The organism is Tundrisphaera macrotermitis (assembly GCF_051175315.1).
Classification (GTDB): domain Bacteria; phylum Planctomycetota; class Planctomycetia; order Isosphaerales; family Isosphaeraceae; genus Tundrisphaera.
On record NZ_CP195100.1, the window covers coordinates 225,336 to 246,752 of the forward strand.

General features: G+C 67.5%; 12 protein-coding genes, 1 tRNA gene and 1 pseudogene. 9 read left to right on the forward strand and 5 right to left on the reverse strand.

Annotation, left to right across the window (positions count from 1 at the left end):
• Window positions 1-78 precede the first annotated feature (78 nt).
• The 5 genes from glf (at window position 79) to TA3x_RS00970 (ending at window position 11,662) form a co-directional block, all read left to right on the forward strand.
• The gene (glf, locus tag TA3x_RS00950) at window positions 79-1,272 is read left to right on the forward strand and encodes a UDP-galactopyranose mutase (RefSeq protein ID WP_435018237.1); all 1,194 of its coding nucleotides are present in this window, start codon (window positions 79-81) and stop codon (window positions 1,270-1,272) included.
• Window positions 1,260-3,140, forward strand: a complete 1,881-nt coding sequence (locus TA3x_RS00955) for a glycosyltransferase (protein WP_435018238.1) — start codon at window positions 1,260-1,262, stop codon at window positions 3,138-3,140. Before glf ends, TA3x_RS00955 begins: the two co-directional genes overlap by 13 nt.
• Window positions 3,141-3,652: 512 nt before the next feature.
• Window positions 3,653-9,871, forward strand: coding sequence for an Ig-like domain repeat protein (locus TA3x_RS00960; RefSeq protein ID WP_435018239.1), 6,219 nt, complete (start codon window positions 3,653-3,655; stop codon window positions 9,869-9,871).
• 322 nt (window positions 9,872-10,193) lie between these two features.
• A tRNA-Gly gene (locus TA3x_RS00965) sits at window positions 10,194-10,264 on the forward strand.
• Window positions 10,265-10,420: 156 nt separating this feature from the next.
• Complete coding sequence (locus tag TA3x_RS00970; protein ID WP_435018240.1) at window positions 10,421-11,662, forward strand: tyrosine-type recombinase/integrase; 1,242 nt, start codon at window positions 10,421-10,423, stop codon at window positions 11,660-11,662.
• Window positions 11,663-11,772: 110 nt separating this feature from the next.
• On the opposite strand, the gene TA3x_RS00975 is transcribed toward TA3x_RS00970, so the two are convergent.
• The 3 genes from TA3x_RS00975 to TA3x_RS00985 form a co-directional block, all read right to left on the reverse strand.
• Window positions 11,773-12,180, reverse strand: a complete 408-nt coding sequence (locus TA3x_RS00975) for a phage antirepressor N-terminal domain-containing protein (protein ID WP_435018241.1) — start codon at window positions 12,178-12,180, stop codon at window positions 11,773-11,775.
• 58 nt (window positions 12,181-12,238) lie between these two features.
• Entirely contained in the window at window positions 12,239-12,637 is a 399-nt protein-coding gene (locus TA3x_RS00980) for a helix-turn-helix domain-containing protein (RefSeq protein WP_435018242.1), read from the reverse strand.
• A 63-nt stretch (window positions 12,638-12,700) separates the two neighbouring features.
• A complete protein-coding gene (locus TA3x_RS00985; protein ID WP_435018243.1) occupies window positions 12,701-13,951 on the reverse strand; it encodes a ParB N-terminal domain-containing protein in 1,251 nt (416 codons plus the stop codon).
• A gap of 1,003 nt (window positions 13,952-14,954) precedes the next feature.
• Here TA3x_RS00985 and TA3x_RS00990 point away from each other — a divergent pair.
• The 4 genes and pseudogenes from TA3x_RS00990 to TA3x_RS01005 all read left to right on the forward strand — a co-directional run bounded on the left by TA3x_RS00990 (window position 14,955) and on the right by TA3x_RS01005 (window position 20,079).
• The gene (locus TA3x_RS00990; RefSeq protein WP_435018244.1) at window positions 14,955-15,242 is read left to right on the forward strand and encodes a hypothetical protein; all 288 of its coding nucleotides are present in this window, start codon (window positions 14,955-14,957) and stop codon (window positions 15,240-15,242) included.
• Window positions 15,243-15,458: 216 nt separating this feature from the next.
• A pseudogene (locus tag TA3x_RS00995) lies at window positions 15,459-16,042 on the forward strand (hypothetical protein).
• A 371-nt stretch (window positions 16,043-16,413) separates the two neighbouring features.
• Entirely contained in the window at window positions 16,414-16,683 is a 270-nt protein-coding gene (locus TA3x_RS01000) for a recombinase family protein (protein ID WP_435018245.1), read from the forward strand.
• A 120-nt stretch (window positions 16,684-16,803) separates the two neighbouring features.
• Window positions 16,804-20,079, forward strand: coding sequence for a hypothetical protein (locus TA3x_RS01005; protein WP_435018246.1), 3,276 nt, complete (start codon window positions 16,804-16,806; stop codon window positions 20,077-20,079).
• 146 nt (window positions 20,080-20,225) lie between these two features.
• Here the strand turns inward: TA3x_RS01005 and TA3x_RS01010 are convergent, their stop codons facing one another.
• Together TA3x_RS01010 and TA3x_RS01015 are read right to left on the reverse strand one after the other, a co-directional pair.
• Window positions 20,226-20,543, reverse strand: a complete 318-nt coding sequence (locus tag TA3x_RS01010) for a hypothetical protein (protein ID WP_435018247.1) — start codon at window positions 20,541-20,543, stop codon at window positions 20,226-20,228.
• 64 nt (window positions 20,544-20,607) lie between these two features.
• On the reverse strand, window positions 20,608-21,171 hold the full coding sequence (locus TA3x_RS01015; protein WP_435018248.1) for a hypothetical protein: 564 nt from the start codon (window positions 21,169-21,171) through the stop codon (window positions 20,608-20,610).
• Between the last annotated feature and the right edge of the window lie 246 nt (window positions 21,172-21,417).

Genomic DNA, 21,417 nt, shown 5'->3' on the forward strand with positions numbered 1-21,417 from the left:
GCCGCCGACGCGAGACCCGCCCGGGCCGAGGGGCCCGCGCGTCCATGGCGAACGAACCACCCACGGGGCACGGAAACCATGAATCTCACCGACTATGACCTCGTGGTCGTCGGCGCCGGCTTCTACGGCCTGACGATCGCGGAGAGGGCGGCCAACGTCCTGGGCCGGAAGGTCTGCATCCTGGATCGCCGGCCCCACATCGGCGGCAATTCCTACTCCGAGACGGACCCGGAGACGGGGATCGAATATCACAAGTACGGCTCCCACCTCTTCCACACCAACAGCGAGGAGATCTGGGAATACCTGCACCGGTTCACGACCTTCACCAACTACCGGCACCGGGTCTTCACCATCCATCGGGGCCAGGTCTACCCGATGCCGATCGGCCTGGGGACGATCTGCCAGTTCTTCGGGCGGGCGATGTCCCCCGCCGAGGCCCGCGAGCTGATCGCCGGGCAGGTGGCCGCGGAGGGGCTGGACCGGCCCGCAAGCCTGGAGGAGAAGGCGATCTCGCTGATCGGCCGCCCGCTGTACGACGCCTTCATCAAAGGATACACGAAGAAGCAGTGGCAGACGGACCCGAAGGAACTGCCGGCCGGCATCATCACCCGGCTCCCGGTCCGCTACACCTTCGAGGACGGCTACTTCGCCGACCGCTTCGAGGGGCTGCCGACCGACGGCTACACCGCGATCTTCCGCAAGATGACCGAATCCCCGCTGATCGACGTCCACCTCGGCGTCGACTTCTTCGAGGTGCGCGGCTCGCTCTCGCCGTCGCAGCTGGTCGTCTACACCGGGCCGGTGGACCGCTACTTCGACTACCGGGCCGGCGAGCTGGGCTGGCGGACCATCGACTTCGAGAAGGAGGTCGTCCCGGTCGACGACTTCCAGGGGACCTCGGTCGTCAACTACGCCGACGAGGAGGTGCCCTACACCCGGATCCACGAATTCAAGCATCTGCATCCCGAGCGGAAGTACCGGCCGGGCAGCTCGGTCATCTACCGCGAATACTCGCGGTTCGCCTCCCGATCCGACGAGCCGTATTACCCGATCGGGACGGACCGGGACCGGCGGGCCTACGAGGCCTACAAGGCGATGGCCGCGCGGGAACCGAACTTCATCCTGGGCGGGCGGCTCGGTTCCTATAAGTACCTGGACATGCACCAGGCCATCGGCGCGGCGTTGAAGACGTTCGGGGGGCAGGTCGTCCCCTTCTTCGGCGGCGGCCGGGAAGAGGCGTCGCAGAGGGAAAGCTTCGCATGCCCGACGTGATCATCCAGCGGTGCGTGTTCCCGGCCGAGCGCCGCCTCCGCCCGCTCTACTACCGGATGGACCGCCCCCAGGAAGGCCGATCGATCGACCCGGCCCCGCCCGACCGCCGATCGATCTGGATCGGCCGGGGCGCCAAGCTGATCACCGACACCTATTTCAACAGCGTCTTCGAGAGTTACTGGCGGCGCCACACCCGCGTCGAGAAGCTCCGACTCCGCCTGGAACTGTCCGGGCGGGGGACCGTCCTGCTGCTCCGCCGCTCGCTGGCGGCGGGCCTCGAAGTGCTCGACGAGGTCGACTTCGACTTCGATGCCGACGGCTCGGAACTCGCGCTGGACGTCCCGGTGCCGCATCTCCACCACCGCGAGTCCGGGGCGCTGCACTTCGACATCATCGCCCGATCCCCGAGCGTCCGGCTCGCCCGGGCCGAGTGGGTGGCCCGCGACGTCGAGCCCGACCCGATCAACCTCGTCGCCGGCTACTGCACGTTCAACCGGGAGAGGTTCCTGCTCGACAACGTCCGGTCGCTGCTGGCGGACCCGGACGTCGCCGGCCGCCTGGGCCGGATCGTCGTGGTCGACCAGGGGACCTCGAAGATCAAGGATCATCCGGGGTTCGCCTTCCTGGAGGCGGCCGCGGGCGACAAGCTCCACCTCATCGAGCAGGAGAATTTCGGGGGGGCGGGCGGCTTCACCCGATCGATCCTGGAAGCCCGCGCGATGCCCGGCGCGACGCACATGCTCCTGATGGACGACGATGCCATCACCGAGCCCGAGAGCGTCTTCCGGGTCGCCGCCTTCCAGGCCCTGGCCCGCGAGCCGATGGGCGTGGGCGGGCAGATGCTCGACATGCTCCGGCCCATGGAGATCTACGAGTCCGGGGCCTTCATCGACCCGGCCACGCTCGGCGTCAAGACGCCGGTGCACCGGCTCCGCGCGGAGTCCTCGGACTCCCTGGCCCCGTTCCTCGAAGTCGAGCACGTCCACTACAACGCCTGGTGGTTCTTCGCCTTCCCGCTGGATCTGGTCGACCGGATCGGCCTGCCCCTGCCGGTGTTCATCCGGGGAGACGACGCCGAATACGGCTACCGGATGCACCGGGCCGGCATCCCGACCGTGACCGTCCCCGGCATGGGGATCTGGCACGAGCCGTTCTACCTGAAGCGGGGCGGCTGGCAGGCGTATTACGACCTGCGGAACATGCTCGTGCTGACATCAATCCACTTCCCGATGGATCGCCGCCACGTCCTCAAGGTCTTCCTGAAGCGCTTCCTCACGCAACTGCTGTCGCACAACTATTTTGAGGCGGCGCTCCTGGTCGAGGCGGCGGTCGACTTCTGCGCCGGGCCGGAGATCCTCGACGCCGCCCCCGGCGCGGTCCATCGCAAGCTGCTCGCGTTGAAGCGGGAGCTGGCGATGGGGTCGGTCTGCCGCTCGCGATGCCTCCCGCTCGCCACGCCGGCCGACCCCCCGGCCTCCCGAGCCCAGATCCGGAAGCGGCTGGCCCTCTGCTTCTGGCGCCAGCTGACCCGGCCCAGCCCGCCCCCCGATGCGCAGCCCGATCATGCGATCCCGGACGAGTATGCTCGCTGGTGGCACATCGGGATGGCCGACGTCGTCGCCGCCGAGGACTGGCACGCCGAGGAGCATCGGATCTACCGGCGTTCGCGCGAGACATTCCGGTCGCTGCTGATGCGAGGGGCGAAGGCGGGCCTGATGCTGCGCCGGGACCACGGCCGGGTCGTCGCGCGCTGGCGGGAGGCGTTCGCCCGCCTGACGGGCGGCGCGTTCTGGGACCGCTATCTCGGGATCGGGCCGGGGGAGGCCCGCCCCGGCCGCGACGAGGACCGGGCGCGCGACGCGGCCTGAATCGCGCCTCGGCCGCAGGCCCTCCCGGCCGGCATGGACTCGGGAGGGGCGGGAGGCTCGCCCTTCGCTGTCGGAGGGCGGGCGTCGTCGCGTATGCGCCGCCGGCCCCGGGGCCGGCCCTCCGTCGCTGCCGCGCCGCCCCCGGGATCGGCGTCGGGGCTCCGGTCGGACACGCGCGGATCCGGCCGCCGCATGACCGGGGGACGCGTCGGGGAAGGAAAACTTTCCCGATCGGTCGCCCGGACGCGGTCGCCGTCCTAGATTCATGGGATTGGACGGCCTGCGACGAGGCAGGCCCGCATCGCCGTCCACCCGCCCGATGGCCCGGGCCCGGCAGTCGACGCCCCTCCCGTCGCGGTTCGCCGGCATGAGACGGCCCCGCCGGGCCGCGATCGCGACCGCGCGCCGACCGGCCTCGATCGCGAGCCCCTTCGAACCGCCCGCCCCCCCGGCGAGGCGGTCGACAGGCTCCCCGCACCCGATGCAATCCGCCCACCCCCGAGGAGCTCCGCATGTCCAGTCGCCCCGCCCGCTCGCAAGCGGCCCGATCCCTCGCCCAGGCCAAGAAGCAAGGGAGGGGGCGACGCGGCCGGCGGGCCCCCCTGCACTTCGAGCCGCTCGAGGGCCGCCAACTCCTCGCGACCCGGATCTGGGATGGCGGCGGCGGCGACAACCTCTGGTCCACGGCCGCCAACTGGAGCACCGACGTCGCGCCCTCCGCGAACGACGACCTGCAGTTCCCCGCCGGGGGAGCGAGGTACGGCCCGGTCAACGACTTCTCCAACACGGCCTTCAACTCGATCTCGATCGATGATCCCGGCTATACGATCTCGGGCAATCCCCTGTCCCTGACGGGGGGGATCGCCACGAGTTACGGGCCCGGGAGTTCGACCCTGGCGCTCGACATCACCCTGCTGGCCGACTCCACCATCGACGTGGCGTCCGACGGGACGCTGGTAGTCTCCGGCGTCATCGGCGACGGGGCGAATTCGTTCGGGATCACCAAGCAGGGCGAGGGGGAATTGCACCTCTCGGGCAGCAATGCATTCGACGGGCTGGCCACCGTCTCCGACGGCCTCCTGACGGTGTCGAACGCGAATGCCCTGGGTGGGGCGACTTACGGCACCACGGTCTCCTCGGGCGCCACGCTGGCGCTGGCGGGCGGCATCACGCTCGCGGCGGAGCCGTTGACCGTGGGCGGGGCCGGCTTCGGCGGCGTGGGGGCCCTCTGGAGCCGGTCGGGCTCGAATACGCTCACCAATTACGTGTCGCTCGCGAGCGACACGACGATCGGCGTCGAGTCGGGATCCCAACTGACCATCGACGACCTGGTGACCGACTCCTTCGGGACCAGCTCGCTGACCAAGGCGGGGGGCGGCACCCTCGTCCTCGCCGGCAACAATGATTACGACGGCAGCACCACGATCCATTCCGGCGTCCTGCGGGTCGACGGGACCATCACCAGCGCCTTGGTCCTCGCGGGCGGGACGCTCGGCGGGTCGGGCACGGTCAACGGCGCGGGGATCACCGGGACCGATGGGGGGACCGTGAACCCGGGGACCGTCGGCGGGCCCGGCATCCTGACCTACGCGAACTCGGCCGGATTCGCCCTGCCGTCGTCCACGACCTTCCGCGTCGACCTCAACGGCTCGACCGTCGGGACGGGGTATGACCGGCTCGCCCTCACCAACGGGTCCGCCCTCTTCAACCCGAACGGCGCGACGTTGCAGGTCAATCTCGGGTATCTCCCGGCGGTCGGGACCAGTTTCCAGATCGTCTCCCAAACGTATGGCTCCCCGATCACCGGCCGGTTCAACGGGCTCTCCCAGTTCGGATCCTTCCAGGCCGGGCCCGCGACCTTCTCGATCGGCTACTTCAACTCGGGCGTGACCCTCACGGTCACCTCGATCGCCCCGCGGGTCCTGACCTGGGACGGCGGGGACGCCGACGACAGCCTGTGGTCCTCGCCCGACAACTGGGTGGGCGACGTCGCGCCGTCGCGATTCGACTCCCTCGTCTTCCCGGACGGCGCAGCCCGCCGGACAAACTTCAACGACCTGGGCGCCGGGTTCGACCTCTACTCGATCACCGTCGGGGCCGCCGGCTATACCCTGCAGGGCGACGCGGTCGACCTGTACGGGGACCTGCTGACGACCTACTCCGCCGGCACCTCGACGGTCGGCCTGGACCTCGCCTTGCAGTCCACCCGGACGTTCACCGTCGCCGCCGGCGGGACGCTGATCGGGAACGGGGCGATCTCGGGGACCGGCTTCGGCCTGACCAAGGCGGGCGGGGGGACGCTCGTCCTCGGCGGCGCGGCGGCGAACACGTATACCGATCTGACGACGGTCGGCGAAGGGACCCTGGAGCTGGTCAAGACGGCCGGCGTCAACGCCGTCGGCGGGAGGCTCGTCCTCGGCTCCCCCGGCAAGACCGCCCTCCTGAAGCTCGGCGCGTCCGACCAGATCCCCGACGGCACGACCGTGACGGTCGGGAAGGGTTCGACCTTCCACCTCGATGGCAAGGCGGAGACGGTCGCGAACCTGGTCCTGGAAGGGGCCGCGGCCGACCTGGGGGCCGGCGGCACCCTGGCCCTGACCACGTCCCTCGTCACGTCCTCCACGTCCGGGGCGTTCCTGTCGGAGATCAAGGGCCGGGGGAACCTCGACCTCGCGGGCAACGGGGCGTTCCAGATCACCGTCAACGATGACCCGGACCTGGCCGTCGACCTGCGGATCGGCGTCACCGTGTCCAACGGCGGGATCGTGAAGCTGGGCGCGGGGGGCATGGCGCTCGCCGGCGACAACACCTACGCCGGCACCACGTCGGTCAACGCGGGGATCCTCCGGGTCGAGGGCCAGGGGGCCCTGGGCTCGACGGCCGCCGGCACGGCCGTCGCCAGCGGGGCCTCGATCGTATTCGTCGGCTCGGGCCTCCTCTTCTCCGAGGCGTTCACGCTCTCGGGGAATGGCGTGAGCGACCTCGGCGCCCTGATCGTTGACTCGGGCTCGGCCACGCTCGACGGCATGCTGACCATCGCCGCCGACACCCGGCTCGGGGCCGCCTCCGGCGCGTTGCTCACCGTCGCGGGCGCGATCGGCGGGACCGGCGATCTCTCGATCGGCAACGGCACGACCGGCCGCACCACCCTGTCCGGCGACAATACGTTCCGCGGCGACATGGATGTGACCTCGGGTTATCTCCGGATCACCCATGCCAACGCCCTGGGCGATCCCACGGACGACTCCGTGCTCTCGGTCGCGGTCGGGGCCTCCCTGGAACTCTCCGGCGGGGTCACCATCTCGGCGGTCAAGTCGATCGTCCTGGTGGGCGCCGGCGCGGACTCCGGCTCCGACCCGAAGCTCGCCAGCCTCGACGGCTACAACATCGTCCTCGGCCCCATCACCTTGCAGGGGGATGCCGTCGTCTCCGTGGAGTCCGGTTCGGAATTGCTGTTCGCCGGCAGCATCGGCGAGTCGTCCGGGCCCCGCGGCCTCACCAAGCGCGGCGATGGGACGCTCGTCCTCTTCGCCGGGGGGGAATACACGGGGAGCACGAACATCGTCGACGGGACCCTGCGGGTCGACGGCGACATCAGCGCGGGCGGCAGCAGCGTGGTCATCGGGAGCGGAGCGACCCTGGAAGGGACCGGGGTCGTGGGCTCGGTCGACATCATGGCCGGCGGCGTGGTCTCCCCCGGGGGCTCGTCGGTCGGCATCCTGACCACGGGCCACCTCGCCGCGACGGACGAGTCGTTTTTCGGCTACCAGATCGACGGGCCGACCGCGGGCATCGGCCACGACCAGATCGTCGTGGTGGGCGAGGTCTCCCTGGGCAATGCGATTTTCTTCGTGTCGTTTGGATACATGCCCGTGGCCGGGGACTCGTTCACGCTCATCGACAACGACGGCGTCGACGCCGTCTCCGGGGCCTTCTACGGGTTGCCCGAGGGCCGGGTCCTCAACTACGAGGGCGTGCCCATCCAGATCAGCTACATCGGCGGGACGGGCAACGACGTGGTCCTCACCGTGGTCGTGATCCAGGCCCAGCCCTCCACCCTGGTCACCCCCACGGCCGGCAGCTTCTATTCCCAGCAGATCACCGCCACCGCCGGGTCGGGCACGGGCTACGTCTTCTCCGCGACCGGGTTGCCCCCCGGCCTGTCCATCTCCGCCTCCGGCCTGATCTCGGGCACGCCGACGACCCCCGGCGCCGTGCCCTATGAGGTGACGCTGACGATCGTCGACAGCCTGGAGACGTCGGTCACGCTGACCTACTTCATGGCGGTCAACGCGCCCATCGTCGCCTCCCCCACCACGCTCGCCACGCCCATCGTCGGCTCCGCCTACAGCCAGCAGATCACGGCGGGCGGCGGGTCGGGCGGCGGGTATTCCTTCTCGGCGACCGGGCTCCCGGATGGCCTCTCCATCGGCCCGGACGGCCTGATCTCCGGGACGCCGACGAGCACCGCGCCGGCCACCGTGCTGGTGACGATCACCGACTGCGATGGGGCGACGGCCGTCGTGACGTACTCCATCGCGGCGGGCCGGGCCGGCACCACGACGGCCCTGGCCGTGACCCCGGGCTCGACCATCTATGGGCAGACGGCGACCCTCGTCGCCACGATCGCGTCGGACGCCTCGGAGATCGGCGATCCGACGGGCACGGTTCAGTTCTTCGCCGGCGACACGCTGCTCGGCGTCGCGACGCTGGACGAACTGGGCGTGGCGACCCTCACGACGGCCGTTCTGGGGGGCGGATCGGGCCAGATCACCGCCGTCTATGTCGGCGACGCCAATTACGAGGCCAGCACCTCCGCGGCCGCCGCGCATGAGGTCACCCGGGCCACCTCGACGATGACCCTCGCCGCCTCGGCGGCCACGTCCAACTTCGGCGAGCCGGTCACCCTGACGGCGACCATCGCCGGGCAGTTCGGCGGGGCCGTCGGCGGGACGGTGTCGTTCTTCGACGGGGCCACGCCGCTCGGCTCCGCCCCGGTCGGTGCCGATGGCACGGCCATCTTCGTGACCTCGGCCCTTGGCACCGGGGCCCACCAGATCACGGCCGTGTATGGCGGCGACGCCAACCTCCTCGGGGCCACCTCCCCCGCCGTCGCGGTGGCGATCTCGCCGGCGCAGACCAACGCCGGCAACGTCACGTCGTCCGAGCCGCAGGTCTTCTTCGGCCAGGCCGTGATCCTCACCGCCACCTTCTCCGCGACATCCCGCGACGGCGCCCCGATGACCGGGACCGTCTCCTTCTTCGATGGCGACGTCTTCCTGGGGGCGGTCGACCTGGTCTCGCCGGCCCGGGGCAACCTCCTCCGGACCGGGGCCCTGGCCGATCCGGCGATCGTCTCCGGCCAGGCCATCCTGCCGACGACCGCCCTCGGCGTCGGGATGCATGCCATCCGCGCCGTCTACTCCGGCGATGCGCACTATTCGTCGGCGACCTCCGCGACCCCGGTCTCGGTCCAGGTCGCCCCCACGATCACCAGCACGACCCTGACGGCCTCGACGACGCCCCTGGGGACGACGCTCACGGCGGTCGTGGTGGTCACGTCGCCGGGCGACCCGACGGTGGCCGGGACCGTCTCCTTCTTCGACGGGGCCACGCTGCTCGGATCCTCCCCGGTCGTCGACGGCAAGGCATCCTTGTTCCTCGGGGCGCTCCCCTCAGGGCCGCACGCCTTCACCGCCGTGTTCTCCAACGGCGGCCAATCATCGGCCGACGATTCGTCCTCCGCCGTCGTCACGATGGGGGTGAACGGCCGGGTCTATCTCGACCTCAATGCCAACGGCGTGCCCGACCCCGGCGAGCCCGGGTTGGCGGGGCGCCGGGTGTTCGCGGACCTCAACGGCAACGCGGCCTTCGACGCCGGGGAGCCCATCACCACGACCGACGCCGACGGCGGCTTCGCCCTCCCGGACGTCGCCCCGGGCTCCGCGGCGATCCTGGAGGCCACCGACCAGGATGACAGCCGCCGCTATGTAGTCGACCAGACCTCGGCGGGCGGAGACGGCAGCCTCGCCATCGGGGCGGTCCCTTACTCGCCGATCGCCCCGGTCGCCGTCGTCCCCGACCCGTTCGGCCCGAACCCGCCGAGCGACCCCGACGCCGCCTACGTCCGTTCGCTGTACCGGGCCGTGCTGGGCCGCGAGGGGGCCGACGCCGAGGTCGCCGGCTGGCTGTCGTTCATGGCCTCCGGCATGACCCGCGATCGGGTGGCCGAAGGCTTCTGGAACTCGCCGGAACACCGGCAGTCCCAGGTGGACGCCTACTATCGAGCCTTCCTGGACAGGGGCGCGGACCCATCGTCGCAGTTCTGGGTCGATGCCCTGCTCACGGGCGCGTCCGAGGAGTCGGTGGTGGCCGGGATCATCGCTTCGCCCGAATACCAGCAGGCCCGCCAGGACAACCTGTCCTACGTGAGGGATCTCTACCTCGACGTCCTCGGGCGTCGGGCCGAGGAGTCGGGCCTGGCGGCCTGGACGGCGAAGCTGGAGTCCGGCATGAGCCGCCGGGAGGTCGAGTCGAGCTTCATCAACTCGCCCGAAGCGATCGACCAGATCGTCGATAGCTACTACACCGCATTCCTCCGCCGCCGGCCGGACGCGGCCGCATCCTACTGGGTGGACATGCTCGGTCAGCCCGACCCCTCGGCGACGGACGCCGCGCTGGGCTTCCTCGCGAGCGAGGAATTCTTCAGCGAGGCCCGCCGAGGCCGCTGAGCCTTGAGGCGGGCCCGACCCGCGTTGCCGTGCCGGCGCGATCCATCTTCGATTGCGCCGGCACGGCTTGTCGCGACCGCGCCGCGAGACATCACCGCCCGCCATCCCCCGAGCGTTGCTGGTAGAAATTCGCAGATCTCAACAACCAGCATGTCAGGCTGCCCTCCCAAACGAAAGGCGTACCCTGCCAAGAGCAGCTGAATTCGCCCAACGGGTAGTCGCCCAGGAAATTTTTTGGAGAGAGCAAAAACGGGATTGGCAAGCCGCATCAAATTCGATATAGTCATTCCCCATCAGGAAGTCATCCTTCGAGGATAACCTTGCGGGTATAGCTCAGTGGTAGAGCGCTAGCTTCCCAAGCTAGACATGCGGGTTCGATTCCCGCTACCCGCTTTCTCCCCGAACTGTCTGACTCAAAGGGAGTTACGTCGAAAGGCGTGGCTCCCTTTTCTGTTACCCATCGACGGGCCTGAAACGAATCTGAAACGGCATGGCATTGACGGGGACCTAGGATGGAGGCGGAACGCTTCCCCTGGAGACCCGATCCCGATGGCGTCCTTCGATTATAATTCCAAGACGGGCAAGGCTCGATTCTTCTTCCGGTACGGCCGCAAGCAGTACAACAAGACGGTCGCGATGGAGTCCGAGCGGCACGCCGACCGCCACCGGGCATTGATCGAGTCGACAATCGAAGACATGGAGCGCGGGCGGGTCGAAGTCCCGGCCAGTGCGGACGTGCTTGCATTCATCATGTCGGGCGGCAAGGTTAGCAAACCGGCCCTACTCGTTTCGAGCGAGGCTAGGGTTGAAACCAAAGTTGCCACGATCGCCGAAATCTTCGAGGTCTACGCAGACACTCTGACCGTCGGTAGCAAGGAAGCAACCTCGATCTACACCGAGGCGCTCCACGGCCGGCATTTCGTCCGCCTGTTCGGGGCCTCGTCCGAGTTGGGCTCGCTCTCGGTCGACTCAATCCAGTGGTACGTCAACGAACGGGTCAAGGAGGGGGTCGTCCGAGATACGATCCTCAAGGAGTTGACGACGCTCCGCGCCGTGTGGGGGTGGGCCCACAACCGGAAGCATGTCGAATCAGCGCCCACATGGCACGCGAAACAACTGACACTCCCGAAGGCGCACGAGAAGTCCCCGTTCCAGACCTGGGACCAGATCACCCGCAAGATCGAGCGTGACAAGCTCTCGGAGGACGAGGCGGACAAACTCTGGGAGTGCTTGTGGCTGGACCAGGCCCAGACCGTGGAGTGCCTGGAGTGGTGCCGCGAGCACGCCACCCGGCCGTTCCTGGTGCCGCTGGTGGCCTTTGCCGCATACGTCGGCGCCAGGCGGTCTGAAATGCTTCGGTCAGAGCGGGATGATTGGGACCTGGGCTCGGGGTTCGTGGCGATCCGCCAGAAGAAATCGGACAAGTCGAAGTCGTTCACCAGAAGGATGGTGCCGATCCATCCCGACTTAGCTACGATCATGCGCGACTGGTTCGCCGTCCACCCAGGCGGGCGTTGGACGATCGCCGACGAGCAGGGTTGCCCGATCGACCCACGCATCTCGACCGGCTATTTCCGACGCCTGATGAGGGGAGGCAAGTGGTCGGTTCTCCACGGCTGGCACACGTTCCGGCACTCGCTGGCGTCGAACATGGCGTCGGCCGGAGTCGACCAGCGGATCATCAACGAGATCCTGGGCCACCATACCGAGGACATGGAGCGGCGTTATCGGCACCTGCTTCCCCAGAAACAGGCCCATGCCATTCAAGGGCTGTTCCAGCCCAAGGCGTGATTCTAAAAACATTTGCGGCACGCCCGGCGCATGGGAAAGGGCCGAAGTCCAACTTGGACCCGGCCCCTCCTAATCAGGTGAACTTGCTCTCGTCTTGCTATCACCACCGTCTAGTAACCCCATCGCATCCGGCCGGTTTCCTCGTCGGGAGCCGGCCCAAGTTCGCGTTGAATGACCAGCTTTGCCTGGCGTTGGAATGTCCTGATCTTGGCACGGTGTTGGGGCACCTTGATTTGATCCACGTCGATGGTCGCCAGCCACATCTTGAACGTCCGCATGTCGATGATGGGAACCTCAGTCGCCTTGCCATCTGGCCCGAGTATCAGAGCATCAATGATCGTCGACCAGACATCAGAGCATCGCTTCAGCCTCGCGATCTCCGTATCGAGATCGACGCCCATGTTGTCGCACGCGGACCGCAAGACAACCCATTTGTCGTCCTTGCCTGGAGAACCGGACAGGCACTGAATCGTGCCAATTGCGCTCTCGGAATCGAACGGCTTTTCTGCGCTTCTCATGGTTGGTCGTCCTGATATTGGTCGGTTGGAGGCGTTCGCGATTCTCTTTGGCAACAACTCAATTCGCGGACACGCTGGGCTTCAAGGGCAGTAAGCCCTCATCTTGGTAGCGGGCAAATTCCTCGGCGGGGATGCTCCACAACTCTACCCCGCCCCGCTTCTCTTGCCGCTTGGTGGCGTGGATTCGCCCGTGCCTGCACCATTCGCGGACGGTGTAGGGGCTCTTGTCGAGAATCTCGGCCACCTCCTCGACGCTGTAGGAACGGCGAGCCGACGCGGTTGCGGCGGGCCTGGATCTTAGCTCGGCCTGGAGGGCGGCGAGGATTTGATCTCGCTGGGTATCGAGCCGCCGTTGGAACTCCTCGACGAGGTTCGCGAGCGATGGAGGCATCTCCTCGCCGCCTCGGCCCGCCCCTCCTTCCAGGTTCACTACCTTCCTGAATCGTTTCCGCTTCATCTCTCCGCCCTTTCGTTGATCGCAATGAATCGGCCGTAGACGGTCGACGGCATAGGATTGGGGTCAGTTGGCGGAGGGTGCCGCCTTCTTGCGCCCAGCCTTGTGGTCCTGCTGGGTCACGAGGTAGCCCCCGCCCGAGCAAGCCTGGCAGGGCGTCTTCGTCCGAATCGCGCCCGACTTCATGAGCCCGGTGCCCTCGCACGCATCGCATCGGCGCCAATGCTTCGGGTGGGCGGTGCGGAACTGCCTCATGATCCTGGCATGGAAGCTCTGGTGGCCGAGGCTGATGAGTTCGGTCTGCCTGATTGCGTTCCGGCCGATCTTGGCATGGCACGCGGATAGGGCGTCGATGTTGCGGCGGTAGAAGATCGCGTCGGCGCGGAAGCGTGCGGGATCGGTGAGGCAGGCGAGGATGGTCGAGCAATGGACGGCGAGCCACTGGTCGTCGGTCAACTCGGACTCGAATAGGGCGTCGGTGGCCGCGACGGCGGAGAGGTCCACGGTCTTGCCGTTGGCGAGTTCGATGTGGCTGACCCCGGTCGCTGCGGCGACGGCTGCGGCCGGATCCCGGCCCTGGGCGATGAGGTCCACGGCCATGCCCCGCTCGTCGGCGTCCTCCAGCCTGGCGATGGTCTCCATCCAGACCTGGGACGTGCCCTGGGCGGCGAAAGCTTCGAGTTGGGGTTCCGTGAACGCCCTTCCGATGGCCAGCGAGCGCTTCACCGCCGTCTCGCTCTTGCCCGTGCTCGCCGCGACGTGCTTGGCGAAGTTCGTGGGCTTGGGGGGCAGCGTCGAAGCGACCACGATTTTCGGCTCGCCCGAATGATCGGAGGTAGGCGGCTTGGAGTCGAGGGCGGCCGAGGAGGAGCGGGCCTCCTGCGCATCGCAGGCGTCCTGCGCGGCCTTGAAGAATTCGTACCACCGTTTGATGGCCAGGGCTTCCTGGCCCTTGTTCAGCGGGCTGCGAAACAGGTTCTCGCTGATGGTGATCTGCTCGGCGACCTGGAGGCGATAGCCGGTGAGGATCTTGGCCTCGATGACGTCGCGGCGGAGAACTTCGCTGATTGCGTAGTGCCGGTGCCGGCCGCTGACGCCCTCATAGCGGCCATGCTCCCCAGGGATGGCCTTCACCTGGATGGGATGATGTAAGCCCTCGTATTCGATGGAGATCGCGAGCTTCCGGGCGAAGGTCGTGTCGAGGGTCCGTTCGGTCTCGGGGCGTTCTGGCCAATGGACGTCGCCGACGGGGATCATGACGAGCGGCGAGCCGGGTTCGAGATCGGGCAACGTGGGGATGGCGGTCGTCGTGCTCATGGGTGTGGGCTCTTTGAGAATCGCGAGACGAGTTTGGGTCTTGGTGTTTCGAGTCTGGGCTCTCCGGGTTCATGTCACTGATTAGGTGGGTATATCGTTCTGTCAAACCGATCGGCAGAAATTTTCAGTTGGGCCGAGATTGGTGGGGCTCGATGATCCTGCGAGGTATCCGAGGCGGGATCTCGACCCGGTCGGCCGATGTGCGCGGCGAGTTCCTATGCCTTTTCCGGCCCAAGCTCCAGGATCTTGTGTATATCTCTTTTGCCCGGTCCAGCACCCCGATGCGGGCACTCAGATTGTTCAGGTCAGCCCGGGTGGCGGAAGAACTGGCAGGCACGACGATGTGCTGCGTCTGGCTCCGGGGTGGCGATGGGTCGCACGGGTTCAACCCGGAATCCCACGCAAGCGGAATAACGGGCATATTTTTTATAAACGACCGTCGATTCGACGGTCGCGGGGGGAACCTACGGAGGGGGGACGGGAAAGGCGCCTATTCCTACCTGGCGACCGGAGGGGAGCCCACCAGTCGAAGACTGGAAGAGGGGAGCGCCGACTAGGACCGGAATACGGGGACTCGCCAGGACCCGACGAGAGGGAAGAGACGGGGAAGACGGGGAGACCTGAAGACCGGAGGACTGACCCGACGAGTAGGAGACGAGGATCGGGGTGAGTCGAGGATTGACCGGATGAGTCGGGGCGCCAGGGTGAATCGAGATTCAAGGCCAGGGACGCTCGGACCCGGGGAAGATGAGGAGCAAGCCTCCGAGCCTGGATCAAAGCCCTCTTCCGCTCGTCGGCGCCCGGAGGGTCTGGCGCCTTCGAGCCGGTCGAACCAGACGACGTTGCATCGGGGCGAATACCACCTATCTGATAGGTCTGTGGCATCTGAGCACGGACCTCACCGGAGAGGAGAGACCCCGCGATGTCGAGGAAGCGTCCGCGCGGCGACGCGAAGGCGAAACGCCAGATGGGAAAACAGAACGCCGGGACAAGGCGAACGATCATGAATGGCCGTCCCGCCCCGGGGTTCGAGAGGAGGGCCGCCCAGGAGAATCAGGAGATGGATCGCAAGAGCGGCGGGGCTCGCTTGATCCCCCTCGCCGATCCTTCCTCGTCGGGTCGATTCCTGATGCCCTACGGGAAGTACAAGGGGCTCAGCCTGGCTGAGATCGCGAACGGCGCTCCGGGTCGCGAGCCCGATCCCAGGTACGTCCGATGGGTCGCCAATCCGAAGACGCGATTCCGTTCGGCCGATGCGGTCCGCGCCGCCTGCGGGTTCCTCCACGGTTGATCCGGGCCCCAAGTCCAAGTTGGACCCGGGGTATCATGGATGGCGAAACCATTGGTTTTCCCGGTGTTTGAAGCAGGCGCGATGAAGATCGTCGCGGGTCGCTGGCCGCCCCGATGCGACTCCCGGCGTCCAGGTCAGTGGAACGGACAGACCCACCCCCCTCGGTCCCCGCGCAAGCCCAACGGAGACAATGGCATGAGCAATGACAACGGTGCGATGGCCAAGCCTTTGAGGCCCTCCGATTTCACCGACTTGAGGAACGCGGAGCGATTCGCGGAGAGATACCGGGGCAAGGTTCGATACTCCCCGCAGCCCGCCAAGTGGTTCATCTACGACGGACGCCGTTGGCTCCGATGTAACGATCTGGAGCACGTCCGTTTGGCCCTCGACTTCGTGGCGTCCCTGCGCGACGAGGTGGCCTCGGTCGACGACACGGACGAGCGTTACCGGATGGAGAAGGCGATCCGTCGCTGCGAGTCGAAGGCATCGGTCAACGTCATTCTCCGTTTGGCTCGCTCCGAGGACGGGATTGCCACCCAATCCGAGGAGTTCGACCGCAATCCCCTGCTGTTAATTGCCTCAACGGCACGCTCGATCTCTCCTCGGGGGAACTGCGACCGCACGCCGCCGAAGACTTGTTGACCGGGTTGGCGCCGATCTCCTACTGTCCCGACCCAAGCCGATCTCCCCGGGAAGGATTCCGCGAGTGGTGCCGAAGCCTGGGCGTCGACTCCGAGAAATGCTGGGATGTCAGAGCCTTCGTCAAAGGCTTTGAGTCGAGTGAGGCTATCGAAAAATAATCCGCAACCCGTTGTGCGACAAAGCCGAGCGGACAGCAAGCCTCCGGTGTCGTTGAGCGTTCGCTGGCCCAGGTCCAAGTTGGACCTGGGCCAGCGCCAGCATTTCTGCCCGAACGTATGGGCGTTGGGTACTTCTCCGTGGGGCAATCGGGCCCCTTCGGAGATCGAGCGATGCGATACCGCCTTAGCCCCATCGAACTCCAGGCATTGCAGTCACGCTTCCCGGCCCGGGAGTGGTTCCGGCGGATCGAGGCCATGCGGGCATCCGGCCCTGCCGGGCCCGTGGCCGCTTCCCGCTCGGGTCGGACGGCGATCTTCCGATTCCCCGGCGACGGCCGCAAAGCCGATCCCGCCCCCGTGGGGGAATCCCGATGATCGCTCCCCGCACAAGGCCCAGGCCCGACCCATCGGCCTCTCACCGGGCGATCCGCGCCGCGTCCCGGGCCGCCTATGCCGACTTGGCTCCCCTCATCGCGAGGTTGCGAGGCGAGGGCGTGAGCTATGCCATGATCGCTCGGTGGCTCAACGAGGGCGGTCGCCGCACCCGGGGCGGTCGCACATTTGAGCCCAACACCATACGACGCATCCACCTCCGATCGTCGATCCCGGCCGACACCTGCGATCAGTTTGCCCCGCAATAAGGATGACCAGCCATGTCTTTCGGCGATCCCTTCGGCCCGTCCCTCCCCGGCCCGCTCACGTTCAAGCCTCGTCGGCCCATCCATCGCCAGCCCTTGCCCGATGCCCAGGCTGATGGGTTGATGTCTTCGCTGGCAGGATACGGGGCCTCTGGCCTGCAGGTGGGGCTCGACGCCCTGGACAAGCCGGGCCGCGCCGTGAGGGGCGTCCTCTCGGGCAAGTTCCGCGAACTCGGCAACCTGATCCCGTTCAGCGATACCCTGCAAATCACCGACGCCCGTGATAAGACGAGCGGCCGGGACCTGACCGACGCCATCGGCCTGACGTCGAAGTCGAGCAAGGGATGGGGAGCGTGGGGCCTCGGCCTCGGCGCGGAGATGCTGACCGACCCGCTTACCTATGTCACGGGCGGGGCCAAGAATGCCCTGACCCCGGCGGGCCGGGCCGTGTCCAAGTCCGGGGCCCTGCGAGGCTGGTCACGGGCCGACATCCTGCGCGGGTTCGACGCCACGCATTCCGGTCTCCAGGCTGCCGGCCACGGCCTCGGCGATATCGCCCACATGGTCGACCAGGGGCGACGCATCGCCAGTCCGGCTGCGGAGCGAGCGGCTGCGGCTGCGGGGGCTAGGATCGTCCCAGGCGAGGGGCTCGGCGCCCTAATGGGCATCGGCATCCCCGGCCGCAACCCGTCGCTCCTGATCGGTCGTGGGCCGATGGCGCTGGGGATGGCGTCGAAGCTCGACACGTTCGGCGACAAGCTCAAGTACGGGACGGCGGTCGGGCGCTGGGCCAACGGCCTGTTCGATCCCAACGTCCGCGAGGCAGTCGGCGGGGCCACCCAGAAGGCGATGGCCCAGTATGGTGCCCCGGCCGTCGAGGCGGCGAAGACGGCGGGACGCGACGCCACCTATAAGGTGATGGCCGCGATCGACGACGGGCTCAAGATAGGCATCAACGAGGAGGATCTCCTGCGGGCGGCGAGGCAGGACGCGGAAGGGGTCAGCTTCCGAGGCGTCACACCCGCATCCCAGGCCCAGGCGTCCAAGGTCGGGTCGGCTGTCTACGGCGCCGAGCTTGGTCAACTCAACGATGCCCAGCGGATCGGCCTGCCTCTGAATGACGCGGGCGACGCCTTCGCTCGATACGCACCCAGGCAGGGCGTCGACCTCGGCGCCATCGGTGCCACGACGGGCCGGACGGCGTTCTCGGGGGCCGACCGGAACCTGCTCCCGATGGCGACCGGGGCCAACTTCCACCGCGATGAGTTGTGGCGGAACATCCCCGGCGGCACGGAGATGGTGAACGACTGGGCTCGCAAGCACGCGGGCGATCCGGGCCTGATCGGCGTCCCGGGCATGCGTCGCGAAATCCTGCGGGACATGGTCAATGAGGCGAGGGCTAGCGGCACGGCGATCACCCGGCCCCTGGTCCGGCAACTCGGCGATAAGGCCGATGAGGTGGCGGCCCGGCTGTCCGGCATGAGCGCCGATTACTCGACGCACAAGATCGGGCTCTACTCTCCGCACCTGGCCGCCGACGTGGCTCGGTCCGCCGATCAGCACGCGAGGACGATGGGCTCGGCCCACGCCGTCATGGGCTTCATCGGCGACAACGCCAGGGCTGCGGGGTCACTGCCTTCGGACGCGGTCCCGGTCGGCAAACTCCTCGATGACTTGGGCATGGTCACTCGCGATGGCCTGGTCCACGGCGGCGACCACCAGGGGGCGATGGTCGAGGCGTACCGCAAGCTGGCCAAGCAGGGGGCAGGCCGGGTCGATCCTTTGCTTCGGAGCCAGTTGCCGAACCTCCGCAGCGCGGTTAATGCCTTCGCCATCCCCCGGGATCTCTATGACGAGATCATCAAGAGTCACGGCCGATGGTCGATGCCCGAGGTCGCAGCCGGTCCCGCTGGGCTATTCGGCGACCTGACGAAGACGTTCAAGAGCTTGGTGTATCCGATCTGGCCGGCGAGCCACGTCCGCAACGCCGTCTCGGCCGGGCTCAACAACGTGCTCAGGGGCACCAACATCTCGGACCACGCCGCACAGTTCGCGCTCATGCGGGGCACGGCCACGGCCGATCAGCTTCGAAAGCTCGTGCCCGACCTGCCCGCCGGGCTTGGCGACGATGCGGCCCGGGAGTGGGTCCGCCGCAAGCAGTTCTCCACGGGCAAAGTCTACGATGGCCATGTCGGGCAATCGGACCTCGACAGCGCCTTGTCGGCCAAGCTCCAATCGGGCGTGCCGGGCCGGATCACCCCCGCACCCTTCGGGTCCGACCGGACCGGGGCCGGCAACTTCGCCACGGATGCCACGTCCCTCATCGGCGGCGGGCTCAAGGCCCAGTTCGGGGACACGCTGCGATGGCTCCGCGACCCCCGGACGGCGCCGAGCCCGCTCCGCATGGAGGGAACCTGGGGAAGCGCCTCGGACTTCCCGCTCCTCGCCACGGGGCGACAGGTCGGGTCGAACATTGAGGACTTCTTCCGGGGGGCGAACTGGCTGGGCAACCGGCGGGCGGGCATGGCCTCGGATGTCGCCGGGCAGGCGACCCGGGATCTCCACTTCGACTACGATGCGCTGACCAACTTCGAGAAGAAGGTGATGCGGAACGTCATCCCGTTCTACACGTTCTCTCGCAAGAATCTGCCGGCCCAGGTCTCCAACCTCGTCAGGGCCCCGGGCCAGGCCACGGCCCAGCTTCGCGTCCTGAACTCAGGCAGGGACGACAAGGGCTTCATCCCAGGCTACCTGAAGTCGGCCGGCGCCATCCCGACCGGGCCCGAGCAAGGCGGCGTCCGCCAGTTCCTCTCGTCGTTCGGCACGCCGATCGAGGAGGCATTCGGCCGGTTCCGGTTCCAGGGCGGCCTGCCCGACGTGCGCGGCACCGCGCTCCAGGTGGCGGGGATGATGAACCCGCTCATCAAGGGCCCGCTGGAGCAACTCACGGACACCCAACTCCACACCGGGCGGAAGCTGTCGACGATCCAACCCGGGCCGACGGCGACGGCGTTGGGGCGACTGATCGGCGAAGACCACCCTCAGTTCCTCTCGCAAGTCCTCGCCAACACCCCGGCCGCACGGTTCCTCACGAGCCTGGACAAGCTCATCGATGATCGCAAGGGCTTCGGCGTCAAGGCGCTGAGCTTGGCGACCGGAATGGGCCTGAGCACCGTCGACGTGGCCAAGGCTCGCCAGATGGAGGCGGCTGCGGCCCGCGATGAACTCCTTTCCCGGATGCCCCACGTCAAGAGCCGGATCGGCTACTACGTCAAGCAGGCCGATGTCCCCAGCCTGGGCGCCGACGAAGTGGAGATGCTCCGCCTCATGGCGACCATGCAGGCCCAGGCGAGGGAGGGCCAGCGGCAACCGCAGAGGATCGGGGTTAGGATGCCGTGACGGGCGGCATTGGTTGGTTTCGCCACCCGGCGGTGATAGTTATGCGCGGCCGGGTGGCGTCTCATCGGGTTCGCTACGCGATGACTTAGGGACCGGGTCCAACTTGGACTTGAGGCCGGACTACCGGGCTCCGGCTGCGACGGCCGTCACAATTCTTCGGTCTCGGTGCGTCGTAAAACACCAGACCGATTCAGGATACGCCAGACCCCGATCGCGGTGAACTGGCAACCACGCCGGGTCCGGTATCCGGCTTCGTTCATGCTTTTGGCGACCTTCAACGCGCCCATGCCAGAACGATATCGCTCGATGGCGGCAGTCTCGATCGACGCCTGGAACCCGTTGTCGTTGACTGCCTTGGCGGCCCTCGCCTTCGCGGCATTCCGGCTCCAGGACTTCATGGCCCTGGGGGACACCGATCCGGTACGGCGGGCTGAGGCGTTGGTCTCGGTGGCGATGATGCTCATGGCTATGTTCCCAGGTGCCAAGGGTGATTCTGGGGTGAGCTAGGACGTCGGATTGGTCTCGTCATCAATCGGTCGAGGCGGATGAGTCGATGGCCCGGATAGCCTTCTGGATGCCGGCGACGATCGATTCTCGCCGGTGCTCGGAAAGGCCGCTCGTTCGCTCGATGGCGCCATCGATGAGGTGCCGGCACGCTGAAGCGTCATCCATGCCCAGGTCGTTGACGAGGTGCGACCGCGCCAGCGTCACGGAGACGACGCAGGGGCCTTCCACGACGGCGCGGATCGGATCGGCGTTGGTCCGCGTGAGGGCCTCGCACAGGCTGGCCCAGAGGACTTCCTCGTCGGTATAAAGGAGGTAGTGCCAGGCCGCGACGGCATCGGCGATGACCCGCCCGCGCACGACGGCAAACCGACCCGGCTCATCCTCGCCGTACTTGTCGAGCCATCTCGTCGGCTCCCGGCCCGGCACGCTCCCGCCGACCTCCCAGAGCCCGTCGAGGACTCCGAACTCGTGCTCGCTGTAATGCTCCATGAAGACCCGGAGTGCCGGGTGGACCTGGGCGAGATCGAGCACGGTTATCATCGGGCGATTCATGGCGATCGAGTCCAGGGCTGGGTCGGCGTTCATCGGCTTCGCGATCCGTCATCGGTGACGTTAGGTGGAATTCCGCCGGATGCCAACCGATCTCGCTCAACGACCAGCCCCGCCGATCCGCCTGGCCCGCTGTTCACAGGCAGTGGCGAAAGGGCGGGGCTGGTCGCACGGGAGACCACCCGAGTGGCGATGGGATGTACCCGACGGGTGGATTGATCGATATCCTGATTGGACGACGCCATGTCGCCTGTGCGGCGTCGGGTATCGATTGGACGACGA

Bases quoted from the DNA above. Each gene is read 5' to 3' on its own strand.
- TA3x_RS00985 (WP_435018243.1), bottom strand. From the start codon at position 13,951: ATGAGCACGACGACCGCCATCCCCACGTTGCCCGATCTCGAACCCGGC.
- TA3x_RS00970 (WP_435018240.1), top strand. From the start codon at position 10,421: ATGGCGTCCTTCGATTATAATTCCAAGACGGGCAAGGCTCGATTCTTC.
- TA3x_RS00955 (WP_435018238.1), top strand. From the start codon at position 1,260: ATGCCCGACGTGATCATCCAGCGGTGCGTGTTCCCGGCCGAGCGCCGC.
- TA3x_RS00960 (WP_435018239.1), top strand. From the start codon at position 3,653: ATGTCCAGTCGCCCCGCCCGCTCGCAAGCGGCCCGATCCCTCGCCCAG.
- glf (WP_435018237.1), top strand. From the start codon at position 79: ATGAATCTCACCGACTATGACCTCGTGGTCGTCGGCGCCGGCTTCTAC.
- TA3x_RS01010 (WP_435018247.1), bottom strand. From the start codon at position 20,543: ATGAGCATCATCGCCACCGAGACCAACGCCTCAGCCCGCCGTACCGGA.
- TA3x_RS00980 (WP_435018242.1), bottom strand. From the start codon at position 12,637: ATGAAGCGGAAACGATTCAGGAAGGTAGTGAACCTGGAAGGAGGGGCG.
- TA3x_RS01005 (WP_435018246.1), top strand. From the start codon at position 16,804: ATGTCTTCGCTGGCAGGATACGGGGCCTCTGGCCTGCAGGTGGGGCTC.
- TA3x_RS01000 (WP_435018245.1), top strand. From the start codon at position 16,414: ATGATCGCTCCCCGCACAAGGCCCAGGCCCGACCCATCGGCCTCTCAC.
- TA3x_RS00990 (WP_435018244.1), top strand. From the start codon at position 14,955: ATGAATGGCCGTCCCGCCCCGGGGTTCGAGAGGAGGGCCGCCCAGGAG.
- TA3x_RS00975 (WP_435018241.1), bottom strand. From the start codon at position 12,180: ATGAGAAGCGCAGAAAAGCCGTTCGATTCCGAGAGCGCAATTGGCACG.
- TA3x_RS01015 (WP_435018248.1), bottom strand. From the start codon at position 21,171: ATGAACGCCGACCCAGCCCTGGACTCGATCGCCATGAATCGCCCGATG.